The sequence below is a fragment of the Turicibacter sp. St.80E1 genome, from assembly GCF_059728495.1.
This window is the reverse complement of record NZ_AP039386.1, coordinates 472,327-497,618: the sequence shown is the minus strand read 5'-3', so window position 1 is coordinate 497,618 and position 25,292 is coordinate 472,327. Positions and strand designations below refer to the sequence as shown.

The 25,292-nt window shown below is 36.4% G+C and carries 11 protein-coding genes, 1 pseudogene and 1 riboswitch; of the genes and pseudogenes, 1 reads left to right on the top strand and 11 read right to left on the bottom strand.

The window, feature by feature from the left end; translation table 11 throughout:
- Nucleotides 1–57: 57 nt before the first annotated feature.
- From AC6I0I_RS02325 to AC6I0I_RS02300, 6 genes and pseudogenes are all read right to left on the bottom strand, one after another.
- Nucleotides 58–1,704, bottom strand: coding sequence for an EAL domain-containing protein (locus AC6I0I_RS02325; protein WP_497993652.1), 1,647 nt, complete (start codon nt 1,702–1,704; stop codon nt 58–60).
- Between the two features lie 184 nt (nt 1,705–1,888).
- Nucleotides 1,889–1,972: riboswitch (cyclic di-GMP riboswitch) on the bottom strand.
- 299 nt (nt 1,973–2,271) lie between these two features.
- A complete protein-coding gene (locus AC6I0I_RS02320) occupies nt 2,272–3,789 on the bottom strand; it encodes a sensor domain-containing diguanylate cyclase (RefSeq protein WP_262953551.1) in 1,518 nt (505 codons plus the stop codon).
- 58 nt (nt 3,790–3,847) lie between these two features.
- A complete protein-coding gene (locus AC6I0I_RS02315; RefSeq protein ID WP_161832128.1) occupies nt 3,848–4,528 on the bottom strand; it encodes a prepilin-type N-terminal cleavage/methylation domain-containing protein in 681 nt (226 codons plus the stop codon).
- Between the two features lie 1,412 nt (nt 4,529–5,940).
- Entirely contained in the window at nt 5,941–8,064 is a 2,124-nt protein-coding gene (locus AC6I0I_RS02310) for a putative mucin/carbohydrate-binding domain-containing protein (protein WP_497993667.1), read from the bottom strand.
- Between the two features lie 486 nt (nt 8,065–8,550).
- Nucleotides 8,551–8,979: pseudogene (locus tag AC6I0I_RS02305) on the bottom strand (hypothetical protein); the annotation flags it as partial.
- A 217-nt stretch (nt 8,980–9,196) separates the two neighbouring features.
- Complete coding sequence (locus tag AC6I0I_RS02300) at nt 9,197–10,087, bottom strand: immunoglobulin-like domain-containing protein (protein ID WP_161832126.1); 891 nt, start codon at nt 10,085–10,087, stop codon at nt 9,197–9,199.
- Between the two features lie 1,116 nt (nt 10,088–11,203).
- Here AC6I0I_RS02300 and galU point away from each other — a divergent pair.
- On the top strand, nt 11,204–12,088 hold the full coding sequence (galU, locus tag AC6I0I_RS02295; RefSeq protein WP_161832125.1) for a UTP--glucose-1-phosphate uridylyltransferase GalU: 885 nt from the start codon (nt 11,204–11,206) through the stop codon (nt 12,086–12,088).
- 68 nt (nt 12,089–12,156) lie between these two features.
- Here the strand turns inward: galU and AC6I0I_RS02290 are convergent, their stop codons facing one another.
- From AC6I0I_RS02290 to AC6I0I_RS02270, 5 genes are all read right to left on the bottom strand, one after another.
- The gene (locus AC6I0I_RS02290; protein WP_161832778.1) at nt 12,157–12,561 is read right to left on the bottom strand and encodes a hypothetical protein; all 405 of its coding nucleotides are present in this window, start codon (nt 12,559–12,561) and stop codon (nt 12,157–12,159) included.
- A 380-nt stretch (nt 12,562–12,941) separates the two neighbouring features.
- Complete coding sequence (gene tnpA, locus AC6I0I_RS02285; RefSeq protein WP_161832950.1) at nt 12,942–13,397, bottom strand: IS200/IS605 family transposase; 456 nt, start codon at nt 13,395–13,397, stop codon at nt 12,942–12,944.
- Between the two features lie 248 nt (nt 13,398–13,645).
- Complete coding sequence (locus AC6I0I_RS02280) at nt 13,646–18,679, bottom strand: CehA/McbA family metallohydrolase (RefSeq protein WP_262953844.1); 5,034 nt, start codon at nt 18,677–18,679, stop codon at nt 13,646–13,648.
- A gap of 143 nt (nt 18,680–18,822) precedes the next feature.
- Nucleotides 18,823–19,962 carry a YibE/F family protein gene (locus AC6I0I_RS02275; RefSeq protein ID WP_161832776.1) on the bottom strand — a complete coding sequence of 380 codons (1,140 nt, stop codon included), beginning with the start codon at nt 19,960–19,962 and terminating at the stop codon, nt 18,823–18,825.
- Nucleotides 19,963–20,258: 296 nt separating this feature from the next.
- Nucleotides 20,259–24,884, bottom strand: a complete 4,626-nt coding sequence (locus AC6I0I_RS02270) for an NPCBM/NEW2 domain-containing protein (RefSeq protein WP_497993651.1) — start codon at nt 24,882–24,884, stop codon at nt 20,259–20,261.
- Nucleotides 24,885–25,292 lie beyond the last annotated feature (408 nt).

Here is a 25,292-nt window from a genome sequence, read left to right as displayed (position 1 = left end):
TAAATAATAAAAAATGTTTTTATTATAAGAAAATGTAAATCTAATAGATTTACATTTTTAATCTTTTTTATTTTCTATAACTTCTATTTCTGGAATTGTGAATGTTTTAATCGATTCAATTCCGATAGGAGGAGAATATAAATAACCTTGGATATAAACAGATCCCGGATATAACTTTATTAAAGAATCTAATTGTTCTGGATATTCTACTCCTTCCATTACCATCTTGCGATTATTATGTTCAATAATTCTACCAATAAATAAAACCGTTTCTTTTCGTATTTGTGAAGATTGAATCTCATCAATAAAATGTTTATCTAATTTAATAACATCGTATTCGATTTTATCTAATATATCTAAATTCGAATACTCCACACCAAAATCATCAATGGCAATTTGGATTCCTAATTGTCTTAGCTCAGCAATAATACCATTCATAAACTCACGGTCTTCTAATTGATAACGTTCCACAATTTCAAAGCATAATTTAACTTTCGTTAAGTCAACATCTTTTAATATTCGCTTAACTTCATCGATAAATGTACTACTTGCTAATTCTTTGAAGGAAACATTCATCGAAATGTAGAACTCCTCATCTAAGTCCTTAGTATTTGCTTTAATTTCTTCAAAATCCTTTAAAATTTGAGATAAAACCCATAATGTCATTTCTTCCATTAAGTCTAATTCATAAATATCGTTTAGAAAAAATGCTGGACTTAAAACCTTGTCTCCATCTTTTTTACGCAATAAAGCTTCACAGGCTATAATTTTATGTTTTTTAAAATCAATAATAGGCTGATAGTATACAATAAATTGATTATTATTGATTTGTTCTTTTAACTGCCTACAACTCACCCCATTTTCCATTTTAATAATTACTTTATAGATAACAAATCCTATCCCCGTAAAGAAAACAAGAACGAATAATAAGAGATAGATTTCTGATTGTTTTTTATAGTCATTAAAATATGAACTATACAAGTCTTCTATTTTTTCCCTAGATGTACTATCCTCAAAGAAAGAATCAATCTTTTTCATTACATCTTCATTTTCTTTCGTTGACATCATATAAACCGGCCCTACAGAAATTTCATAAATTTTATTAAATTTTTGAAATGACTGATCGGTTGAAGATGCCAATGTGAAATCAATTTCATTATTTTTTAACATAAGGGATAATTCATCAAGAGAGGACACCTGCTCTCTTTTCACTGAGATATCAAATGAATCCAATATATCAGCAAATTGTTGAAAGCTTAATATGTTTATATATCCGTAGGTTAATCCTTTTAATGCATCTATATGACCAAATTTGATATTAGGATCATTTGTATAAACGCCCATACTATCAATACCGATATAATATTTACTATAAATAAATTCTTTTTCACGTTCAGGCGTTTTTCCAGCACCAAAAACCAAATCTATTTCATTATTTTTCAAATTTTCAATAGCTGAATCTAAAGAGATATCAACATATTCATACTCAATCCCCGTTGATTTCGAAATAAGTTCCATTAAATCGTAATAATACCCCATTCGCTTTCCATTATCATCGAAATAGTAAAACAAATCATCCGGATAAAAGCCTATCTTTATAACTTTTTTATCCTGTGCTAATACTTCTTCGGATAAATTAGTCCCTCCCAAAACGAGTTGTCCTAAGAAAATAAAAATAGTCGCATATCCTAAAATATTAACCATTAACTTTTTTAAACCTCTTGTCTTAATCCTCTGACTTTTTATAAACTCCTTTATATCTATAATAGTTTTTTGTTTTTTCATTATTACCCTCCAATTACATATTCAACTCGTCCTACTTTTTCACCACTCATTATAATTTTCTATACAAAAGATAATCTTTGAGTCGCGAGGACTATGATAAATTTGTAAGTTAGCCGGTTGTGCCATTTTCTCCTGATTTCCAAGGCACCCATATACAGAGAAATCCATCATCGAATCTAAACTTATTTTATATATTCAAGTTGTTATAAGAAAAAAGAATTTTCAAAACAATTAAAACCTAATAATTAATAATTTAATTTAATCTACTCAACAGAAGACAAACATTTATTTTAATATTATCATATGTCATATTTGCTATCTAAAAGGAACCTATTCAGAAAGTGTTTATGAGAAATAAGGGCCTTCATCCCCCTCTCCTCCGGCTTCAATTACAACCAGTGAGTCATTCAATACTAGTTCATCATTCGCAGGAAAATCTTTAATCGCTATTTTTAATGATTCTTCTTATAGCGTTTCTTTATACATTTAATCTTCAAAAAAGTAAACTTTATCTTTTCCTTTATTTTTTTTATGCTTATACATCATAAAATCACTTTTATCAATTAATTCTTCTAGTGTTTCACCGTCGTATGGGTAAACAGCAACCCCCAGAGAAAATTCAATATTAACACTAATTTCCTCCGTTAATGCTTCTGGGGATTCAAAAAGAGGCGCAATATACTGTTGATAATAATCAATAAACTCAGATCTATCTTCATATCCTTTATAAATGAGAATAAACTCATCCCCGGAATAGCGCGTCACAATCCCTCGATTACCAAGTGCTTGTTGCATTTTTTCGCCAAATCGAATTAACAGTAAATCACCCATTGTATGTCCATAAACATCATTAATCATTTTAAATTTATTTAAATCAACGAACACCAATGCAAATGGCTCCTTAGTTTTCAAGAGCTCTGCTCCTAATAGAGCTAATTTTTTTCGATTCGGTAATGAGGTTAATTCATCATAATAAATGAGGGACTGAATTTTATTATCAAATGTTTTCTCTAACGAACTCGCTAACAATTCTAGCTGTTTAAACTCGTCAACTGAATGTAATGAGTGTTCTTCATTCGATAAACTTTCTATTAAATCTTTCAACTTTATAATCGCCTTTAATGCAGGTCTAAAAGCCAATTTAACCCCTGATACTAAAGAAACTGCGATAACTAATCCTGTTAAAAAAGCTGAGATTCTAAAAGTAGATAGACTGTTAGTAATGAGTTTATTTGCTTTTATTGAATCAAGATTAAAAGTGAATTTAACCTTGTTATTTCCGAATACCCCTTCAAGATCTCTCGTATAATAAGATTTACTATCATTTATTTGAGCGCCTATTGACGAACTATTACTTTTTAAGTAGAGGGAAGCACTCAAATCTCCTGAATAAAACGTTGCATCAATATATTCAACTAACTTATCAACAAAAACATCAAGTACAACTGCTCCTAATAAGTCATTATTCTCATCAGAGTAAATAAACGTTACAATTCCAATTGCCTCTCTTCCGGTACTATAATCGGTATGAAGGTCTGTAATGATCGTTCCCGGATTCTCAATTAAATACTCCTCTTTAAACCATGGACGAGCTGGTAGTATAAAGTTATTATACAGTTCCCCACCCGTGAATAAGTATTCTCCTTGCAAACTTACAATATTAAGCGTCTCAGCAAAAGGATACGTATTCAATAGCGTTTCAAAATTATCTATTTGTAACATAATATCATCAATATCATCTTTCGTTAGTAGTTGATATTCATGATTTCTTTCTAGTATATCTACAATCGTCTGATTTGTGGATATTTTCTCCGTCATGGATTTCAATACTTCAACATCTCGTGTTAACTGATTACTCATCTGATTATAATGAACATTCGCAGTTAATTTAACGGCATCATCTAGCAAAAATCCTGTTAACCATGACGTGGAGTATAAAAAGGTGGCTAAGAAAAGACCTGCAATGAAAATTAATCGATGGTTTACCTTACTAATTAACCTCAATCTTAATCCCCTCACTTCTTCTTAAATTAACCCATTCAACACTTATCATTATCAACCTTTATTCCAATGGTTTTAACTCTCCTGATATCGGATCCATCACACCCTGATTTATACTTCCATCTTGATTATCCAATACAATAATCGTTCCGTCATCTGTCACTACCGTTACATTAGTGTATCCACCTAGAATTAACTCACCAGACGTATGGTTTGGATTACTGTTCTCTGACTTATATTGATAATCATAATGAAGAATAACCATTTTGAATAATCGCCCAGAATAAGGATCGATAATCGAATCAAGATAGTTTGAAAATGATGGGATTCCTTGGTTTGGTTTACTTGAATCTGATATTAAAGTACAACTAGATGCTGGAAAATCCGGATAGAAAGGATTTTTACAATTTTGTAAAAGTCCGAATGTGTCTGGACTAATATAGGTTTCCCATTTATACGAATCTCCGTCACTAATCCCAATTATCTCAAGGCTTGTGTATTTTTTATTGGTTGAGTCATACTTAAAGCCTCCTAATTGACGAATCGCCTCATCATTTTCTGTCACATAATGAACAAGTGATTTCATTAAACGGTCCGCTGTGACAGTCATCGCTGTATTCTTTGATTTTTTCACCACTGATCCAAACGATGGGACTGCAATAGCAGCAATAATTGCAATAATTGCAATCACAATAATAAGCTCGATTAACGTCATCCCCTTACGTTTTATATTTTTTTTCATAAATTATCTCTCCTCGTATAATAAATTTATGCCATTTTTTCTGGAGGTTACGCACCCTAACAAACTCAAGAGAAACTTCAATTTTCCTTTTTTCATTTCATTTAACAGTTCCCCTTTTTTTGTCTAATATCTTCACCGACATTTCACAATATAGGTAGTAGAGTTAAGCTATCAGAAATACACCCTTATACCCTATAGTTTGGCTAATTTTTAAGACTACGACCTAGACCAAATCTTTACGGTATACCTTAAGGATCTATCGACTCCCTTCATGATGCCTTCCATAGTTGGCTAGGAGGCACGATGGAGCGAAATTTTAGAATGCTTGTCCTCTATGTTTTTCCCCTGTGTTGAACCCAAGAGAGATTCATTCGCATTCGAAGTTATTTCAAATTTGTTACAGGGGAAGGTGTTCCCTTCTATAAAATCGTTGATTGGTATGGATGTGAACCCCGAAACCTCACCACCTTTAACTCAGCTGAAGCTATAATGGCTAATTTACGTGATATTATAGCATATAATCAAAAAATAATTCAAAAAACGACATAACCAATTATTTTTTATACGTAAAATTTATGACGCAAGTACAAGCTGCTAATTAAAAAAAGGAGAATAGATGCCTTCAACTATCTTGAAATCTAAAATTTATTAAACAATTGATTTTCTTAGAAAAAAGCTTGATGGATCATCTAGCAAAAAAAGTAAAGTTTCCCAAATCAATTTCCTTCTTCAATACAACTCATATGAGAAGCTTCTTAGACAAACAGCGAATGAATAGAGAAAATTACATCTCTTCAATAAAAGGCATTAGGTCTTAATTCAAATTAGCAAAAGGTTTATCGGATGAAGCATTTAATAGTATAACGACTAGAGAGGTATATACATATACGCTTTATAGTCACTCACTGTCCTAATAGTTGAGGATAGCGATGAATTTTTCTACCACTTTACATTTCGGGTAGCCTATCCCACTTAAAGAATCAAAAGGAATATAAAACTAATTTTCTTTTCAAACATTACTTAAAGATGATTTTTTAAGACACCTAAAAAGGATAAGAAATCCAATATATAGTACCAGTTATATTTTAAAAAAATAACTGGTACTCAACATACTGACATTGCTTGTGAAAATGTCACTGTAAAATTCGTCGGAAATAGGAGTTCATTTATCTTTCTCCCTTCACCTCTTCATCATAAAAATCAAACTCATCAAGTTTATACACAAATAATGATGTATTTCCTACGAGTTTTATAATAATAAAACCCCTCTATATCAGGACTATGATTTATGAGCCTTATATTTAAAATGAAAATTTAATGTTCATTTATACTTCTAAGGTTTCCGATTCGTCTAGCAACAGAAGAACCAAAGGGAGTACAGGTGAATAATTAATGGAATGCATCGTATTTAATTATTTTTTCTTTCTAAATGTAAGAAGCCCTCCCGCAACAAGTAATAAACTACCTAAATATCCCATGATATTTGTATATCCTGTGATAGGTTTTGAAGGTTGAGGCTTAACATCCGGTTGTCCTGGATTCTCCGGTTGTTCCGGTTCACCTGGTTGTTCTGGTTCACCTGGTTGTTCCGGCTCACCTGGTTGTCCTGGATTCTCCGGTTGTTCCGGTTCACCCGGTTGTTCCGGATTCCCTGGTTGTTCCGGTTCACCCGGTTGTTCTGGATTCTCCGGTTGCTCCGGTAACTCTGGCTGTTCTGGTAATTCCGGCTGTTCTGGCAACTCAGGTTGCTCCGGTAACTCAGGTTGCTCCGGTAACTCAGGTTGTTCTGGTTCACCTGGTTGTTCTGGTAACTCAGGTTGCTCCGGTAACTCAGGTTGTTCTGGTTCACCTGGTTGTTCTGGTAACTCAGGTTGCTCCGGTAACTCAGGTTGTTCTGGTTCACCTGGTTGTTCTGGATTCTCTGGTTGCTCCGGTAACTCAGGTTGTTCTGGATTCTCTGGTTGCTCCGGTATCTCAGGTTGTTCCGGCTCACCTGGCTGTTCTGGTTCACCTGGTTGTTCTGGTAACTCAGGTTGTTCCGGCTCACCTGGTTGGCCTGGATTCTCAGGCTGTTCTGGTAACTCCGGTTGTTCTGGTAACTCAGGTTGGCCCGGATTCTCAGGTTGTTCCGGTTCACCCGGTTGTTCTGGTAACTCTGGTTGTTCTGGTTCACCTGGTTGTTCCGGCTCACCTGGTTGTCCTGGATTCTCCGGTTGTTCTGGATTCTCAGGCTGTTCTGGTAACTCAGGTTGTTCTGGTTCACCTGGTTGGCCTGGATTCTCCGGTTGTTCTGGATTCTCAGGCTGTTCTGGTAACTCAGGTTGTTCTGGTTCACCTGGTTGTCCTGGTTCACCTGGTTGTCCTGGATTCTCCGGTTGTTCTGGTAACTCAGGTTGTTCTGGTAACTCAGGTTGTTCTGGTTCACCTGGTTGTCCTGGATTCTCCGGTTGTTCCGGCTCACCCGGTTGTTCTGGTAACTCTGGTTGTTCTGGTATCTCAGGTTGTTCCGGTAATTCGGGTTGGCCTGGATTCTCAGGCTGTTCTGGTAACTCAGGTTGTTCCGGCTCACCTGGTTGGCCTGGATTCCCAGGCTGTTCTGGTAACTCAGGTTGTTCCGGCTCACCTGGTTGGCCTGGATTCTCTGATTGTTCCGGTTCACCCGGTTGTTCTGGTTGCTCAAGTACAGTAATTTGGATTGAAAGATCTAGCCTATTTTTATCTGAATCAAAAATCACGTAGTTAACGACGTAGCTCCCCGGGATGTTGACATCTAAATCTGTTGTAATTTGAGTATTTTCCGATGTTAATGTCAATATTCCGTCTTCGTTGTCTTTAGCTTCAATCAGGCTATACAAATCAATTTCTGCCCCTACAGTAAAGCTGAACTCTTTTATTTCAACTAACTTCGGTATCCCGCCTCTTTTTATTCGATCATACAATGTTTTATATTTAACTTGATCCTCAGTTCTTAACATTTCGATGGCCATTAAAATCTCTTGCTTCACGCCAATATTTTTATGTTTGTTTTCTAACTCTTCTTCTGTTACATTTTCTTGATATTCATCTATTTTTCTTGTTAAATAACTTTTTAAACGTTGATAGCTAGCATTAACCCCCTCTTCCTCTGACATAGTTTCTTTACGGAATCCATAATCAGTAACAATATATCGGGTAGTTACCTCTGTTGTACTATAATCTGACAGTTCTTCTCCATCTAACGTACTAAAAACTTTTACATGATTTCTCGGGTTAACGTGATAAACTTCAACAATATATCTAGAATCAATATCAATATCAGTCACTATTGCCCCTGATGCGCTAAAATATTCTCTACCTTTTACTTCTTTTTTATAAACCTCATTATTTTGGTTATCATAAATAGTAACTGAGGTGTAAATTTTATCTGGTTGAGATTCCCACGTACTATTTTGATTTCCTAAATTAGCAGCGCCTAATGTAATTTTTGCTTTATTAGATTCTGTTAATTCTAATTTAAATCCGTAAGTATTATAAATACCTTTAATTCCTAACCACATACTATTGTTGTAATCAGGCGCTGATAGAGTAGTATATTCATACTCTTTTTTACTTTCTCCCTGACTCACAATAACATAGTCATAATCGTATTTATAATTAGACATTTCATTAGGAATAGACATTTCATTAGGAATAGGCATTTGTAATTTATAAGTTCCTAGTGGCATATTCTCTAATTCAATTATTGGATTTTCAACTTTAACTTTTTTAACTAATCGGTCACCATCTAATAAGTATAGGTACTTATCTTTAATTTGGTTAAAACCATCAATCTTAATATCAATTTGTAATTTACCCGTTAATTGAAACTTATTCAAAAGATCATTACTCACTAATGAATAGTCCCCTGCTAATCCTTCATCTACCTTAATGTTTGTCGTTAGACCCTCATCAGTAACCATATCACCAAGCACACCTAATAGCTTATAGTCATTGTCAAAAATCATCTCTTTTGTTTCTGAAGATACTTTTATTCCCCAAGCTTCAAAGTAAGGAATCACATTATATCCATACTGTTCTGCAATCATTCGTACAAATGCATCTTGGTTATTTATTGTATTTTTATAATCATGAGCATCACAATATCGTCGATACCATTTATTTAATTCTCTTAATGTTTTTTCAGAATCGAGACTTTCGAAGAGATTTAATAAAACATACAGCTGTTTAGAAAAATCCAAATCATAAAACGTCTTACCCTCTATCCTTTCTTTATTAGGTATGGTTTCTGATTCATCTATTAAACCTCTACTGCTGCTTCCACCAAGCCCACCAGCAAAATCGTAGTTAGTTGAAAATCTATCGGTATACATGCTATAGTACTGAAAAAACCATCCAAAAAAGTTGTTAGAAACCTCTCCTAACGGCATCCCTACTTTTCCTAAAGAGCCTTGATATCCGTGGGCAAATTCATGTAATCCCCCCCAATTCCGTTGAAAAAAAGAAGCAACACTAGGTCATTAACACCAACGTGGTCAATCGAGTAATATGCAGCACCAGCACCATGCCTATTAGCTTTTACTTTATACCGGCTTCTTACATTCTGATCAAGTGGGTTCTCTGGATTAAAGTCTAATCCTAAACAGTAATCGAAAAAATCCACGACTTCTTGCCAATAATATAAAAACTCGTCTAAAATGTATGGAACCCATTGGAAAAGTCAGTTGGAATTGTAATCTTATCAATATCATGATAGGGAACGAGCACTGTAACAACTTCGTTTTCAATAACCGCATAACTATCAGTATCCTTTCGCCAATTCTCCATAAATGATGTTTCGTCATCTTGATAATGATAATAATTCAGTGATTTGATATTTGGGTCTATGAATTCGATTTCTACAACTTCCTTTTCCAAATTATCTCCGCTATTAGTTTTAAGAAAAGGTACAGATCCATAATCTGCAGTGATAAGTAACTCTGAATTATCTGACTTTACAACTACCGATTTTTCTGTATGAGAATCATTATTCATCAATTGAAACGTCTTATCCTTACTGCCCGATAACATCTTAATTTTAATCGATGAATGGGCGGGCATAAAAATTCCTAAATGTTGACTATCTCCTTGATTTGCACGATGTGTTCCTACCTTTGCCATATTGTCCATCGATGGAAGGGTAAACAATGTTCTTTCTACCTTTGGATTTATATCTGGCGCATCCGTTACCTCTACAGGAACAGTTAGCGTTGTTGTATTTTGATGTGAATCTGTAATAGCATATTGAACAGTATAACTTCCAGTTTTCGTTGTATCGACTGTATTAGAAACTAATTCAATTTTCTTCGTTAAATCACCGTCTTCAAAATCCCTCGCAAAAATTCTATACTTTGCATCATTTACATCAAAAGAATCCCCTATTTTAATGACAACTTTCGTTGTCCCATAAAATTCTGGTGCATTTAATTCACTATAATAGCTACCTTGATGAGATTTTGCTTCTACATCTAATGATGATTCTGAAAAAACACTCATTACACCTATAGAAATGTAGATATACGACTTAACTTTAAATTTTCTCACGAATAACACAATCCTCCTTCATAAATTTTAAAAATATAAATGACGTATCTCCCTGTATGATATTCTCCTTTATTAAAAACGAGCAAAAATAATCCCGGATTAAAAATAAGACTAATATCTATTAACTTTTTCAAATTTTCAGTGCCATTTATATAAAACTACCCCCTTTTAATCATGCTGCTCGCCAAGTAGACGCTTCGCCTTTAAAAACTATTTGGAGTTACTTAAGAATGCTCTATTAGCTACTAACTAATCTCCCTTGGATGAATAAAAAATTTTTGGGGGGCCGAAGATATTAAAAATACTTTTAGACAAAAATATCCTTTCACAAAAATTTTCTCCTCTAAAAAGTTTTCGGCGTCGACACCTCGCGAAAAAAAAGATTCTCTTTCAAATCTCATCCATTTATAATCAATTAAATTAATACAATATTCATGAAATTATTAGACATTATTTCCCCAGTATGAATTAATTGTATAATATTTATCTTTTTTTTATATATTTTATACGTGTTTCGACAAAATCCATACGTATTTCGACAAAAAGTTACATATCAAAGTTATAATTCATTTTAATACTCTAAAAAAGACCACGAGCACGAGAGATAGTTACTCTTCTCTAAAAAAAATAAACTATTTGAATCTAACATAACTTCCCCCGGTTATTCTTAAACTAATATCAAAGTATAAACGATATAACACACTACATTCCTGATGAATTATTAAAGCTCCCTCATAAAAGATACAAAATAAAATGGATAATAGATTAGGAGGAATCGTTGTTCATTTTAAGGTAATCCATCCCTTAATCCAATTGACGACATTACATTACATGAAATCAAAAATATGACTCCCCCCCGATAGATTAAGGAGCATCCGTTGATTTTTTAAAAATATCACCTAACCTCTGTTCCTCCTGAATCCCAATTAAAAGATCTCTATAACGAAAAACCAGTTCATCCCTTGTAAGCTTTCTATTTATAGAAACAAATTTAGACATAGCTCGTGTTTTTTTTTATATTATTAACATAAGCACAAGATTATATCGACATTTTTTTTATTTTATGGTATAATCTTGCTATCTTTAATGAAAAGAGAGAAAAGGAGTTAGATGTAGATGAGAAAACCAGTTCGTAAAGCTGTTATTCCTGCTGCTGGGTTTGGAACACGCTTTTTACCGGCAACAAAATCACAACCAAAGGAAATGTTACCTATCGTTGATAAACCAACGATTCAGTATATCATTGAAGAAGCGATTGCTTCTGGTATTGAAGAAATTTTAATTGTTACGAGTTCAACGAAACGTTCAATTGAAGATCACTTCGATAAATCATACGAATTAGAAGACACGTTAGCGAAAAAAGGGAAAACAGAAATGTTAGAAATGGTACAAAACATTTCGAACATGGCTCAAATTCACTATATTCGTCAAAAAGAGGCTAAAGGATTAGGACATGCCATTTTATGTGCCAAAACATTCATTGGTAATGAACCATTCGCGGTCTTACTTGGAGATGATATTGTCGTTAACGATGAAAATCCAGCAACGCTTCAATTAATTAAAGCGTACGAAAAAAATGGATGCTCAATCATGGGTGTTCAAACTGTTGCTGATGAAGATGTTTCTAAATACGGAATCATGAAACCTTCAAAATCACACCAAGCAGACGGACGTTTAGTTAAACTTTCTGGAATGGTTGAAAAACCAAAACAAGAAGAAGCCCCATCAAATTTAGCCGTTATGGGACGTTACGTCTTAACACCAGAAATTTTTGAAATGTTAGAAACGCAAGAAGCTGGGGCTGGAGGAGAAATCCAGTTAACAGATGCGATCGACCGTTTAATGGATCGTCAAGCCGTTTATGCCTATGACTTCGAAGGACAACGCTATGATGTTGGAGATAAATTCGGATTTATTAAAGCAACAATCGACTTCTCATTAAATCGTAAAGATTTACGTGATCAAGTTCAAGCTTACTTAAAAGAGTTAAACGAAGCGTAATCAATAAAAAAGAACGTCAATCATTAAATGCTAATGATTAGCGTTCTTTTTTTATACCGTCATCCTTGTTAACAGATATGAGAAGGATATTCCCCTCCATCCTCTAAGTACTCACACGTTAGCTCCACATGGGCCGGGGAAATTTTATCAAACGTGATGCTATCAATGGGGAAAAATTCAGTATCCGTCGATGAAATAATAAACCCTCGCTCCACCTCAATCTCATTCCCCAGATGATGAGAAAATGGAATACATCCGCCAACCTTAACGGGGAGATTGATCGGATGTTGTCCTATTTGAACAGGGAGTACCTCATCAGGCGTGAGAGCGAATGACGAGTTTTTTTCAAAAAGGAGTTTAATCATCCACTCCCCTTTTCCGATGCGCTCAGCTCCTAAAAAATAGATTTTTTCCTGATCGTCCTCCGATTTCAAAAAGGAATTACCGATAAAACACTCCACTTGCCGTTCCATCTGCGTCACCTCCTTTATTCCATGCTATATTCATTATAGAATATTTTGTAAAAAATAATCTTTATCCCAATAACTCATAAAATTTTATAATTTAATATAATTTTACTGAATAAAAATCGTCCTTTTAACCATCATATAAAGGTAAGTAATAAACTTACTCCCCCTAAAAACTTCATATTATTCTCTCCCTAAGTGGTAGCCTTCCCCCTGGCTGCCACTTTTTTATGCATCAATAAAAACTACCCGTCAAACGGGTAGTTTTCTCCAGGGCTATAAGCCCTGATTACCGGCTAGCGTCTCAAGGCGCTAGCTTTCACTTTGTTCAAGCTACTTGCCATTGCCACCTTTGCTCACCCCTAAAGGAGTGCTCGTTCTACTGGCTACCCCTTAAAGGGGTCTTCATATTCTTTTACACTTAATTTATCCATCGCAATATCATGCTTTTCCTGATCCTGAATATATTTCCTTATCGTTGCCTCATTTAGGCCAACCGTACTGACATAATATCCTTCTGCCCAAAAATGCCGATTTCCAAATTTGTATTTCAAATTTGCATGTTTATCAAACATCATCAATGCACTCTTTCCTTTCAAATATCCCATAAAACTAGATACACTCATTTTAGGTGGAATACTTACTAACATATGGACATGATCTGGCATTAAATGCCCTTCAATAATTTCAACTCCTTTATAGGCACAAAGTTGTTTTAAAATATCTCTTATACTTGTTTTATATTGATTATATATTATTTTTCGTCTATACTTAGGAGTAAACACAATATGGTATTTGCACATCCATTTTGTGTGCGATAAACTATTTGTTTGATTCGCCATAAAAATCACCTTCTCTTCTAAAATAGTAGCTTGAACAACTCTATTATAGGAAAAAAGGTGATTTTTTAATGGGGTTATAAACTTTTATTCGCCACCCGCATAGCGGGTGGTTTTATGTTTCACACGCTTTGCGTGTTCAACAGACTAAAGTCTCTAACGAAAAAAGGCTAACCCATCCCCTACTAAGAAGGGACAAGTTAGCCTTTACGTCACTCATGATCTAATTTCTTAAACAATTTTTAACTTCATTATTTTTTCATGAAACGCTGTTTTCTCATGAAGATGAATCCTAACCCGATAAGTGTTAAGCCCACGAATAAATATCCCATTAATGCTTGTCCTGTCACAGGTCGTGATCCTTCTGGTTGTTCCGGTTGCTCAGATGTTCCCGAATTTTCCGGTTTTTCTGGTTGCTCAGGTGTTCCTGGGTTTTCTGGTTGTTCCGGTTGCTCAGGTGTTCCTGGCTGATCCGGTTGTTCTGGCTCTTCAGGTGTTCCCGGTTGATCTGGTTGTTCTGGCTCTTCAGGTGTTCCCGGTTGATCTGGTGTGTCGCCAGCAACGACGACCACTTCATCTGTATTACGAACGCGAATTCGTTTACCTTCCGCATCTTCGGCAGCTAATCCGATGGCTGAAATCGTGTCACCGACGTTGATACGCTCAACCCATTTTCCAACAGCCTCTTGTGATTCTCCACCACCGATGTACCCTTGGATATGAACACGAGCATCTCCTGAACCATCATTGACGATGATTTTTCCTGACGCCGCGTCAATCGATTGAACCGTTCCTTGCACGCGAACTAACAATCCTTCATATTTTTCTAACATACTATCCGCCGTTGATAAGTTCGTTGGATCCACTAATTGAATGGATTGATCAATAATTTCAACATCTGTTAACTCTTGAACCTCACCTAACTGTGTATCCCCTTCGTATGAACCAACAATTCCGGTAATACGAACTTTTTGTCCAAGTTTTAACTTTGTATTTGCGATTGGGTGAATTGTAATTCCACCTGTTTCATCTTGCACATAAACAACATCAAAGAATGTATTTAACGGGTTCGTATTTCCTGCCGTAATAATTCCTTCAATCGTATGCGTTTCACCCGCTAAATCCGGTTGATTATCTCCATCAACATCCGTATGAAGCGTCGCAATTGGAGTAATTTCCGCCTCTTTCGCTGGCGCCACCTCATTAATAATATTTGTCATAATCGTACGGTTTGAATAATCACGCGTTGGATCCATTTCGAAGTCTGAGAAGAAAGTCACCCCAGAAGCAACAATTTTTGCTCCGTTCTCTAACGTCTCAACCGCTAAAGCAATAACCTCTCCCTCTTTTAACGCTTCAAAATCACCCTGCTTATCAGCATCCGAGTTCTTCGTTGTTTCATGGCCGCGAACAACTAAATCAACCGTTGCTGACGCATCTTTAACTAAAACCGAGTTTCCACTATAGAAACTAAACTTATAATCTTGGTTATTGGCATTTCCTTGCTCAATTTTTCCAAAATCAATGCCCTTCGTATAAGGACTTTCCTCATTATAATCATCAAAGTATAATCGATAATTTTGGTTACTATATTCCTTCTCGTCAATGACTTGGTCATCGTTAAATCGTAACGCTGAACCAATCGCTTCTAACACCTTGTTTCCTTGGGCCGCATTTCCGTACTCACCCTCTTTATCACCGTAATCCGCCTTGGATGTGATAATCAGATGTCCACCTGCTTCAACGTAGTTTTTAATTGCTAATACCTCATCATCCGTATAATAAAAATCATTTGATGGGTCAGTTAAGATTAAGACATCCATTCCATTTAAGACGTCTGTTGTAATCGGCTTATCATTCACATGAACAATTCCACCTTCTTGCGCCACAAGTTCTGTTACATACTTCATATTATTTGGATATTTCGCATCCGCAACATAAGCATTTTCATGACTACCATCAATTAAAACGTGACTGACTTCACTTGAATCGAACGCTTTAACTTCTAGGCGTTCCGTATACTCGCGTGTCGCCCCATTAACCGTTAACGTAATCTTCGCCTCAATCACATTTTTACCTTTTTTCGTGATTGGGAAAGTTGCACTCAATGTCTTTGTATCTGATGGATCAATAGCTGCTAATGCATCACTGCCTGCTGCTTTTTCTTCACCATTCACATAATATTCAACTGAAACATTCGTTACTGGTGTTGATTCATTATTATAAACCACCGTATCTACCGTTACCTCATCACCGACTAAGACTTTTGAAGAACTTGCTGTGACTTTTGAAATCCCAACATTCTCTTTTTCACCAATCCAAACTGGGGCTGTCACGGCGATATCTAAGTCATTTTGTGTGACTTTCACATAGTAATACGTTGATGAAGCATCGGGCGTAAAAGATAACGTCCACTCTTTTTCTGTTTGGTCAACGTCTGTAATCTCGTGTGCCACACGTCCACCATCTGTAATTAATTGGATTTTATCAATCGTATCTTTCGCATCTGGATCTTTAACTTTAACATAAACTTCTGCTGAGTCTTGTTCAGATAGAATCGATCCCATTGTTGCTCCGTTTAACTCATAAGAAATTTCTAAGTTCTCATCTTCTGTTGAGTAAACACGACGCTCGCGAATCGCTTCATATAAATCATCGCGTGTTAACGCTTCTGCCTCAATAACTGTACGCGCCGTATTGGCATTCCCCCATAACCCTTTATGATTATCTTGGTTATTCGTTGGAGCCACATGCCATCCTTTATCTAATGCACGTGTATAATATTCATAAGATGGGAAGTGCGCACTACTTCGAATCGGTCCATCCCCGTTACCAACTTCGATTAACGTGATTAATTGATCAATGTCTTCATCATAGAATCCGAAGTCTGCAAAATCACCGAATGTTGTTCCTGGGTGGTTAAACTGTGAAACCGATTGCGGTTGTGTTTTTAACGTTGAATAGTAGTTACGTAAATTCATCGCTGAATTCGTACGCGTTTCAAACCCTGCCGTATTGAACGTATTCATGTGTCCATATTTACCTGTTCCGGCTGACCATGTCATCTCGTACGCATAAATCGCAGCAAAAGCTCCATCTTCGTTATACTTATCCGCTGCATTTAATCCCGTTTGCCATTTTTCACTCATCGATCCATCCGCAATGTTCGCTTGCGTATCATTATCAAATGAGTTTGAATGATCTGTTACGGCCAAGAAATCAACACCGGCAACTTCACGTGCATGCGTATACGCATCATCAATCGTTCCAGCACCGTCTGATAAATTCGTATGTGAGTGTAACTGTCCAAAGAATAATTGGCGCTCAACATCTGATACTTTAAACGACCATTCTTTAACTAACTCATTACCTGCTAGATCGGCTAACATTAATTGAACGGTGTGCGTTCCATTCTCTAACGCTTGCTCCACTTGATAAACAACTTCCGTTTCAGAAACCGTCGCCGCTTTCGTGACATCCTCACCGTTAACGATTAACTGAACAGAATCCACGTCCACACCTGAACGATCGCTATATTTAGCTGAAATTTTAGGTGTTTTATTTTTTCCTACATTCGCCTGATCGGCAGGTGAGATTGAGGTAATCGTTGGTTTCGTATAATCCTCTGCAGAAATTGAAATCGTCATTAAATCTGTCGTCGCTTCATTTCCTTCAACATCTGTTGCTTGAATATAATACTCGATTCCTTGGGCTGATAATTCCTGTGTTCCAATAATCCCTTGGTAAACGCCATTTGTTAATCCCATCGGAATCGTTTTAAATTCAGTTTCACCTACGACACGATAATATAACGTCACTTTGCCAACTTTACGATTATCTGTCACGTTGGCTTTAATGATCACTTCTTCATCTAAATTTCCTGACGTCACTTCGTCAATCATTTCAATGACAGGAGCAATCGTATCCGCTTCTTTTTCACCCAGTTCTTGAGCGAATAAACGCATATCATCGAATGCAATATTCATTTTCCCTTTTTCTTCAACAAAAATGCGAAGACGTGTCGCATCTTCAGGAATACGCACTCCAAATGATTCAAACTTACTACTAAATGAGTTAAACATCGCTAAGTTTTTCCACTCATCTTTAAAGTTTGATTGATATTGAACACGTAATACCGTTGTTCCACTTGCTTGTGAAGCGTTCCCTTTAGCGGCGAACTTTAATAATCCATTCCCGATTAAACGGAATTCACTCGTTTCAACGAATTGTCCTTGTTTTGTTAACTTTAATGCTGGACCGGCTTCATTTCCACCTGAGTATTTATCATCGGCTGATAAATTCGTTTGCCATCCTTCTTGTAACGTCGGGAACTCTTTGAATCCCTCTTCAAAAACCGTAATTGGATAATCCGTCGCTGTCGTGACCTCTAAACGTTTTTGACCGACATATTTCTTATCATTGATGATCGCCACGGCTCCAATTTGGGTAATTCCTTCTTTTAACGCTTGAATTTTCCCTGAGTCATCAATCGTTAAAACATCCGGATTGGTTGACTCATATTTAACATCTGAGACGATGTCCCCTTCTTTTGTTGTCGTTTGAACGGTTGAAGTCATTCCTACTTCAAGACTTGATGCCCCTGATACGACAGGCTCTCCATACGCATCAACCTCAGGTTTTTGCGTCTCATCGTTCGCTGGTGGGTTTACCCCTTGATCAGGTTCTCCCTGTTCAGGTTTATCTGTTTCTGGTGCATCCGGTAATTGATCGCCACCTTCAACGATGCTTCCAACCCCCGTTAACTTAACACCATCTAACGCAACATTAAAAGCACCACGCTTTTCTAACACAATTTGTAATTGCGTCGCTTCTTTTGGAACAAGAACTTCTGTTTGAACAAAGCTTGTCTCAAATGACGTTAATGTGTGTAGCTCTTGCCACTCACCGTTGATCGCTGCTTTAACTTTTAAAACAGAATCTCCTTCTCCTGTTGCTGAATACCCTTTTGTTGAAAATGATAATGTTGCCTCTTCTTTCAACCCAAAGACTGGCGTTTTTAAATAATATCCATCTTTATTTAACTTCAATGATTTAGATGAAGTGACACCACCCGAATAAGGTTTTTTATCCGCTTTGGCCTCCCATCCTTCTGCTAATGTTGGATATTGACTAAAATCAACACTTAAAAATTCCGTTTGTTGTTGATTTTCTGCTTCTTGCACCACTTGTGCATAAGCTTTTGGACTTGGAACAACAAATCCTGAAGCAAGCACGCTAAAGGCTAAGGTTCCGTTTAATAATTTCTTTAAAACTATACTCCTCATAATACCCTCCAAGTCTAAATTCTAGTTGCAATCTATTTTGGCCTTTTTCTTACAACTCGTCCGGATTATACCATAAAATTGTGTCCTTTTAACATTATTTCGGTAAAAATGTAAAAAAAAGACGGAAAATTCCATCTTTTGTCTTATTTTTGTTTCATACAGAAGAAGGCTGCCACTAAAACCGTGACTGGTACTGTAATGACAATTCCAATACTCCCGGCAATCCCTTGAATTAACTCCGTTCCAAGGACATCTAAATTAATGAGTTGTAATGGACTAATCGTTGCCGCATAAATCAAAATAACCGTCGATAATGAGCCACCCGCTAGTGCTAAAATTAACGTATTCGTCATCGTTCCAATCATATCTGTTCCGACATTCATTCCACTGCGGATCAATTCTTTAGACGATAACTTCTCATTCACACTCGAAAGCTCAAACATTGCCGACGCAATCGACATCGCCACGTCCATGACCGCCCCAAGGGACGCTACTAAAATTCCCGCAAGCAAGAGTCCCTTCACTTGTAAGTGACTCGTTTCTGAGACATAAAGCAACGCCTCCGTATCTTGCATCGTCCCCCCTGATAAATGGGCGAGCTCACTAAAGACATACGCCACTAACGCTGCAATTAAGACCCCGGCCAATGTTCCAATCATCGCTGTGATTGATTTCTTATTAAGTCCCGCTACTAACCAAAGCGTCACAAACGTACTTAAGAAGACAATGAGAATCGCCGCTAACACCGGATTCATTCCTGATAATAAAAGAGGCAACATTAAATAAATGACACACACGCCGGTAAAAAATAACGACACTAATGATTTAATCCCTTTTAACTTTCCAATCCAGGCCACTAACGCACAAAAAATAAGCGCGAGCAGGCCTAAAACCGAATGGCGTTGATAACTGCTCACCGTTAAATCTAAAATCTCGCCCTCATGAATATACGTTCCCACAATAATATCCGTGTTCTTTTGAACAATCGTATTATACAAACGACTAATATGATTTTTAAACGTATGGACCTCTCCTTTATAAGGGCCATCCGTCAACTTCACTTGAATCTCTTGAACCCCGACCGTAAACTCTTTCGTGTAATTATCTGGTCCTAAATCCTCATTCACCACATCAAGGACGGTCGCAGAATAATACTGCACATCACGATTTAACCGATTCGGTAAATATCCTCCCTCAAAAATTAAACCTGAGACCCAGACCATTACTGCACACACGACCAATACAACTGCAATCGGCCACCACTCTCTCAAATACCGCTTCATAAAAACTGCTCCTCCTAGTTCCTAAATTCCTGTTGTCCTCTAACATCCTAAAAAAAGGAATGTTGCCCTTTAAGTATACAACATTCCTTTAATAAACAAAATACGACATTTAATTTAATTTCAAGCACTTACTTTAGAAAACTGCTTCAAAATATTAATACTTTTCGATCATCTGCTAGTCCAGAGACCCCGCATCTAGATATTTAATGGGAAGGCTCCAAACTCGTTTTAAAATTTCACTGGATAGAAAATGAATTCCATTTTTTAATCCTCATGAGATTAGTTAAGAAAGGGACTTAACCTCTCCTTTTATTCTTACGACCTTTCATTCCGATCAGTCCCGAAATGATTGATAAAGCCCCTGCTACTCCAAGTGCTCCATTTAATCCTGTCTTAGGTGGCATGCCTTGATCTTGATTCTCAAGTTGTTCCGATTCACCTGGTTGCCCTGGATTCTCTGGTTGCCCTGGTAACTCAGGCTGTTCTGGTTCACCCGGTTGTCCTGGGTTTTCAGGTTGTTCTGGTTCACTTGGCTGCCCTGGATTTTCAGGCTGTTCTGGTTCACCTGGTTGTCCTGGATTTTCAGGCTGTTCTGGTTCACCTGGTTGTCCTGGATTTTCAGGTTGTTCTGGTTCACCTGGTTGCCCTGGATTTTCAGGTTGTTCTGGTTCACCTGGTTGCCCTGGATTCTCAGGCTGTTCTGGTTCACCTGGTTGTTCCGGTTCACCTGGTTGCCCTGGGTTCTCAGGCTGTTCCGGTTCACTTGGTTGCCCTGGATTTTCAGGTTGTTCTGGATTTTCGGGTTGTTCTGGTTCACTTGGCTGTCCTGGGTTCTCAGGTTGTTCTGGTTCACCTGGTTGTCCTGGATTTTCAGGCTGTTCCGGTTCACCTGGTTGCCCTGGATTTTCAGGCTGTTCCGGTTCACTTGGTTGCCCTGGATTTTCAGGTTGATTCGAATTTTCAACAAGTGAATCTAAGTAATCCAAGATTGCCGTTTGCTCCGATTTAACATGAAATACGAAATAGTACGTTTCATGGCCGTTGCTTAACTCTAAGGCGTAACATAAATCATTCTCTACCTCTAGGACACTTACTTTTAACGTATAACGGTCTAACATGTTATCTATCATTTGGGATAAATCATCCACCGTCGCAAGCTCATTGATATTGAAATGCAAAGGGGCATCTGCCGTTGCATTTCCCATCACCGGAATTAAAAGATCTAAATTAATAAGATCCACTATTTCATCCGGAATGAAGTAGTCATTCACCGTATCTGCAACTATCCAATCTACTTTAGCTGTTGTTGTTCCTTCATTTCCGTAATCATCTACATATTCAAACGTAAATTCACCATTTTCAGTGAAAACATATGATGCCGATCCATCATTATTTGTCACTGTAATTTCTTTGCCGTTAATCGCTTTTACTTGCACATCCTCAGTTATTAACGTTGCTGTAACCGGCTGAGTCGTACTCTCCATCGTACTATAAGTCACATCTAATATTGGCTTCTCTTTATTAATCCATGTGACCTTTGCGGTAAACTCGCTTCTATTACCAGCCTTATCTTTAATAATAAACGTAAATTCTCCGTTTTCTGTAAATTCATACGTCGATTCCCCATTATTATTTTCAACCGTAATCTCTTCATCGCTCATTAGCGTTGCAGTCACATTCTGATTTGTTTTCTGCTCACAATTATATGAAATCGTCGCCGTTGGGGCTACCTTATCAATCCAATCAACTGTCGCTTCATATGTAAATTGTTTTCCAGTCGGTGATTGATAAGTAAAAGTATAGCTTCCATTTTGAGTGAATAGATGGGTAGCCTCTCCTATTACCGTATAGCCTTCAGGTAATTGAAGAGTTGCTAAGACATCCTGATTCGTTAACTGCTCGATATTATAGTTAACTGATACTTGCGGTTCAACCTCTTTCGTTGTATCTTCAAAGAAATTAAACATTCTACCTGAAACAAACTCATTCGGACGCGCACCATGCGTACTCACTGCATGGAACATGACATATTTTGTTAACGTTGGCTCATTTAAATTTAAAGTCTTCCATCCATTAGTATTTGGTAAATGACGAATTTCTGTATTCTTTTCCCAATTCACACCATCCATACTCGTATAGATATCTACATCTTTTAGTTTTCCATTTCCACCGTCACCAAAATAATCAATAGACGTTAAATATTTAGGCTGATTAAATTGAACTGAATAATACTTATCTTTTTCACCACTAAATGAATTGTGCCAACCGGTGTAAATATTTCCGTCAAGCATATTAATCGCCGCATGTTCCGTATCATTATTTTGAGAAGAATATAAATAAAGTGAGACATTTTCTAATGGAATATACGTTCTATCTGCTTGTTCAATATCTTCTGTAAACTGACAGTCCGTCATCTCACTTTGTAGGGCTGTTCCCGAGGCACGATATCTAACTTTTAATGTTCGATTGCCTGTCAAACGTTCATCTTCATATAAAGTCCATGTTTGACCGCCATCCTCACTGTATTCAAGCGGAACAATAGCTCCCTTAATTTGATTTTCAAGATCATTGACATAAATGTTAGGGGTTTGCTGCTTAGTAATATCAATCGTATAAATTTCTGATGTCCCTACAAGTGAAATTTGAATATCATCAGTCGCATTAATTTGTTGTAACTCTTTTTCTGATAATGTAACCTCTTTGTCACCCGTTTCCTTTTTCGTTTGCCAATTATCTAAACTATATTCCCAACGAATGTTTGAATTAGCATAAGCTTCATCAATCTTAATCTTCCCAGCATTTTCTCCATCAAATGAAAATGAAGCCAACTCCGTTGTATAATCACCTAATAAATATTTAGCGACACTTATACATTCATTAGGTTGAGTTGAATCTGAAGCTGTTGCTTGAGTAGCTCTTTGTAACGTTGTTGTTCTTAACATATCAAAGACAACTTTATCCGTATCATCTGTCATAAAGGGGTCCATTAAATTCATTAAATCAACAAATGGCAACGGGAAATAAGTTAAACCATTCGCTACCTTTTGAGCTAATCGTAAATAATCTGCACTTGTTTTACTGTCTACTTTGTTATAAGTCTCAATTAATCCTACTAATGTATCTAAATTATAATTTTGAACTTGGAGTGCCTTTTCATAAATTTCTTCCTGCTTTGTTGGCTCAGATTCATATGATTTAGCTAATAAATTATAATAAGAGGCTGTGATATAATCCGCATAATGATTTAAGGCGTGTTGGGCTAAAAGTACGTAACTGACATTAAAATAAGAAACCCACTTGCTTGTTTTTGATCCCCATCCTAAAAGTAGGCGTTCACCCTTTTCAGATTCTCTAAAACCTGAAATATCATTTTGGATAACCCAGGTTCCCTGTCCATTACTATTTTCTCTATAAGATAGCGTTGCTCCATGGCCTGGCTGACCAATTCCGGCAGAAGGGATTCCAAATACTTGTCCCAAATTAGCATACGTTTTTGCTAGTCCCCCACAAACGGAACCATCTTCAAACACCATCCAAAGCTTATGAACCCCTCTTTGTCCATATCCTGTTAACGAGCTAATGTTATATTTATTGTTCCACATCTCATAATTTTCTTCTAAATAAAACTTTTCATCATTATAATTATAACCATCTGTATATTCAATATATTCATAAGCATCTAAATGATTTTTACCGTTTACTTTTCTTGCCAAAGCCGTATCAATCAACCAATTAATTTCTTCATCGTCAATTTTGTTATCTGTCACCCATCGCATTAATTCAATCGGTAAATTTTTAAATAATTTGGCATCTCCACCTTCGGCTATACGTCCATTTAAATAATTTTCTTTATAAATTTTATATCGCTCAACGGCATTCGAAGGAGTACCATTTCCTGTCCACAATCTTATAGTCTGTGCATGACTCAACGAAAGAGAAAGCGCTAATTTTAAATAAAATTCTCCATTTACTGGGTCTTCAAAATCATCTTTATATTCATGGTATAGCTGAGTTAGCACATCCATGGATTGAACATAAGATCCAGATTTCTCAATTTCACCCCCCATAATATATAATTCTAAAACATGCGGGTGATTCAAAAGCCAAGTGATCGTATTTTTATGATCATCGCTTTTAGCAATAAGTTTTTGAAGGGTATAAAATCCTACTCGTTGCGTCAGCGTTCTTTTTAAGACTAATTCTTTAATTTCATCCGTCAATTGATGACTTTCATTGTACTTTTCTCGGATGATTTTATCATAATCTGAAACACTTTTAACCCCTTGAAGGTACTCAGACGAAATATCATAATCAGGTACCATGATACGTGGAGCGGCATAAACAGAATGGTCGTTTCCATTTGAACCATTATCATCAGCATAAAGTTTTAAATAATTTGCCCCTGTAATATCAATATCAATAAAGACTGCATGATCATTCCCTTTAAGAACATCCGTCTCAAACTTTTCTTCCCAATTTTGACCATCAACAGAAGTTAAAACTTTAAACTTTACTCCATTTCCTCTATCGCCTTGAGATTTATCCACCCCAACATAAGTCGTAAATCGTGAATATTGATTTGAATAATGAGAGACATCAAATACAACAGTTGATGTGGCATGTGCCGTTATCCCCTTATTGAACTCTAGTGCTTCGCCATCTACATTAAGCTTAATGGTTCCACCCTCTAAAGTTTGATCTAATTTTATGTCCCCCCATGCAGTATGAGATAAATTCGACATATAGCCCATATCTGATAAATACATAAATTGAGTATTATTATTTGGTGTATTCGCTGATAGGCTAACTTCATTATTTTTATACGGAATAGCATGCGCCTCTACCTGTTTATTATTAATTAACGTTGTTGTCGAAAGGGTCGTGATGACAACGGCAACTGTTTTCTTTTTAAGTTTTTTCATAGTGCAATCCTCCTTTATGAATTTATGATAAAACTTTTGCAAATTCGTCTGATTGACCATCACTTAGAAACATCATCTGTTCACAAGTTGAGTAACTCGCTCTTTGTTTTCACGTATCACCTTCTTAGTAAAGAGACAACACCCTCTATTTAACATATCGCCCGGTTGATCACCATAGATTCAATGATAAATTTAGTACCTCTAGTTTTTGAGTGAAGATTCTACTTTCCCCCCTCTATAAATAATACCTTTCATTAATAATATCCCCTTTACCCTCAAATCAAATTTCTCTTAAAAAATGAGTGTATCTTTTTCTACAGCAAATTCATTTTTTAACGTTCTTCAACAAACAACTCCTATGCACCAAGAAAGAATCCATGAAACCACTCGTGTTCATCGAGATGAATC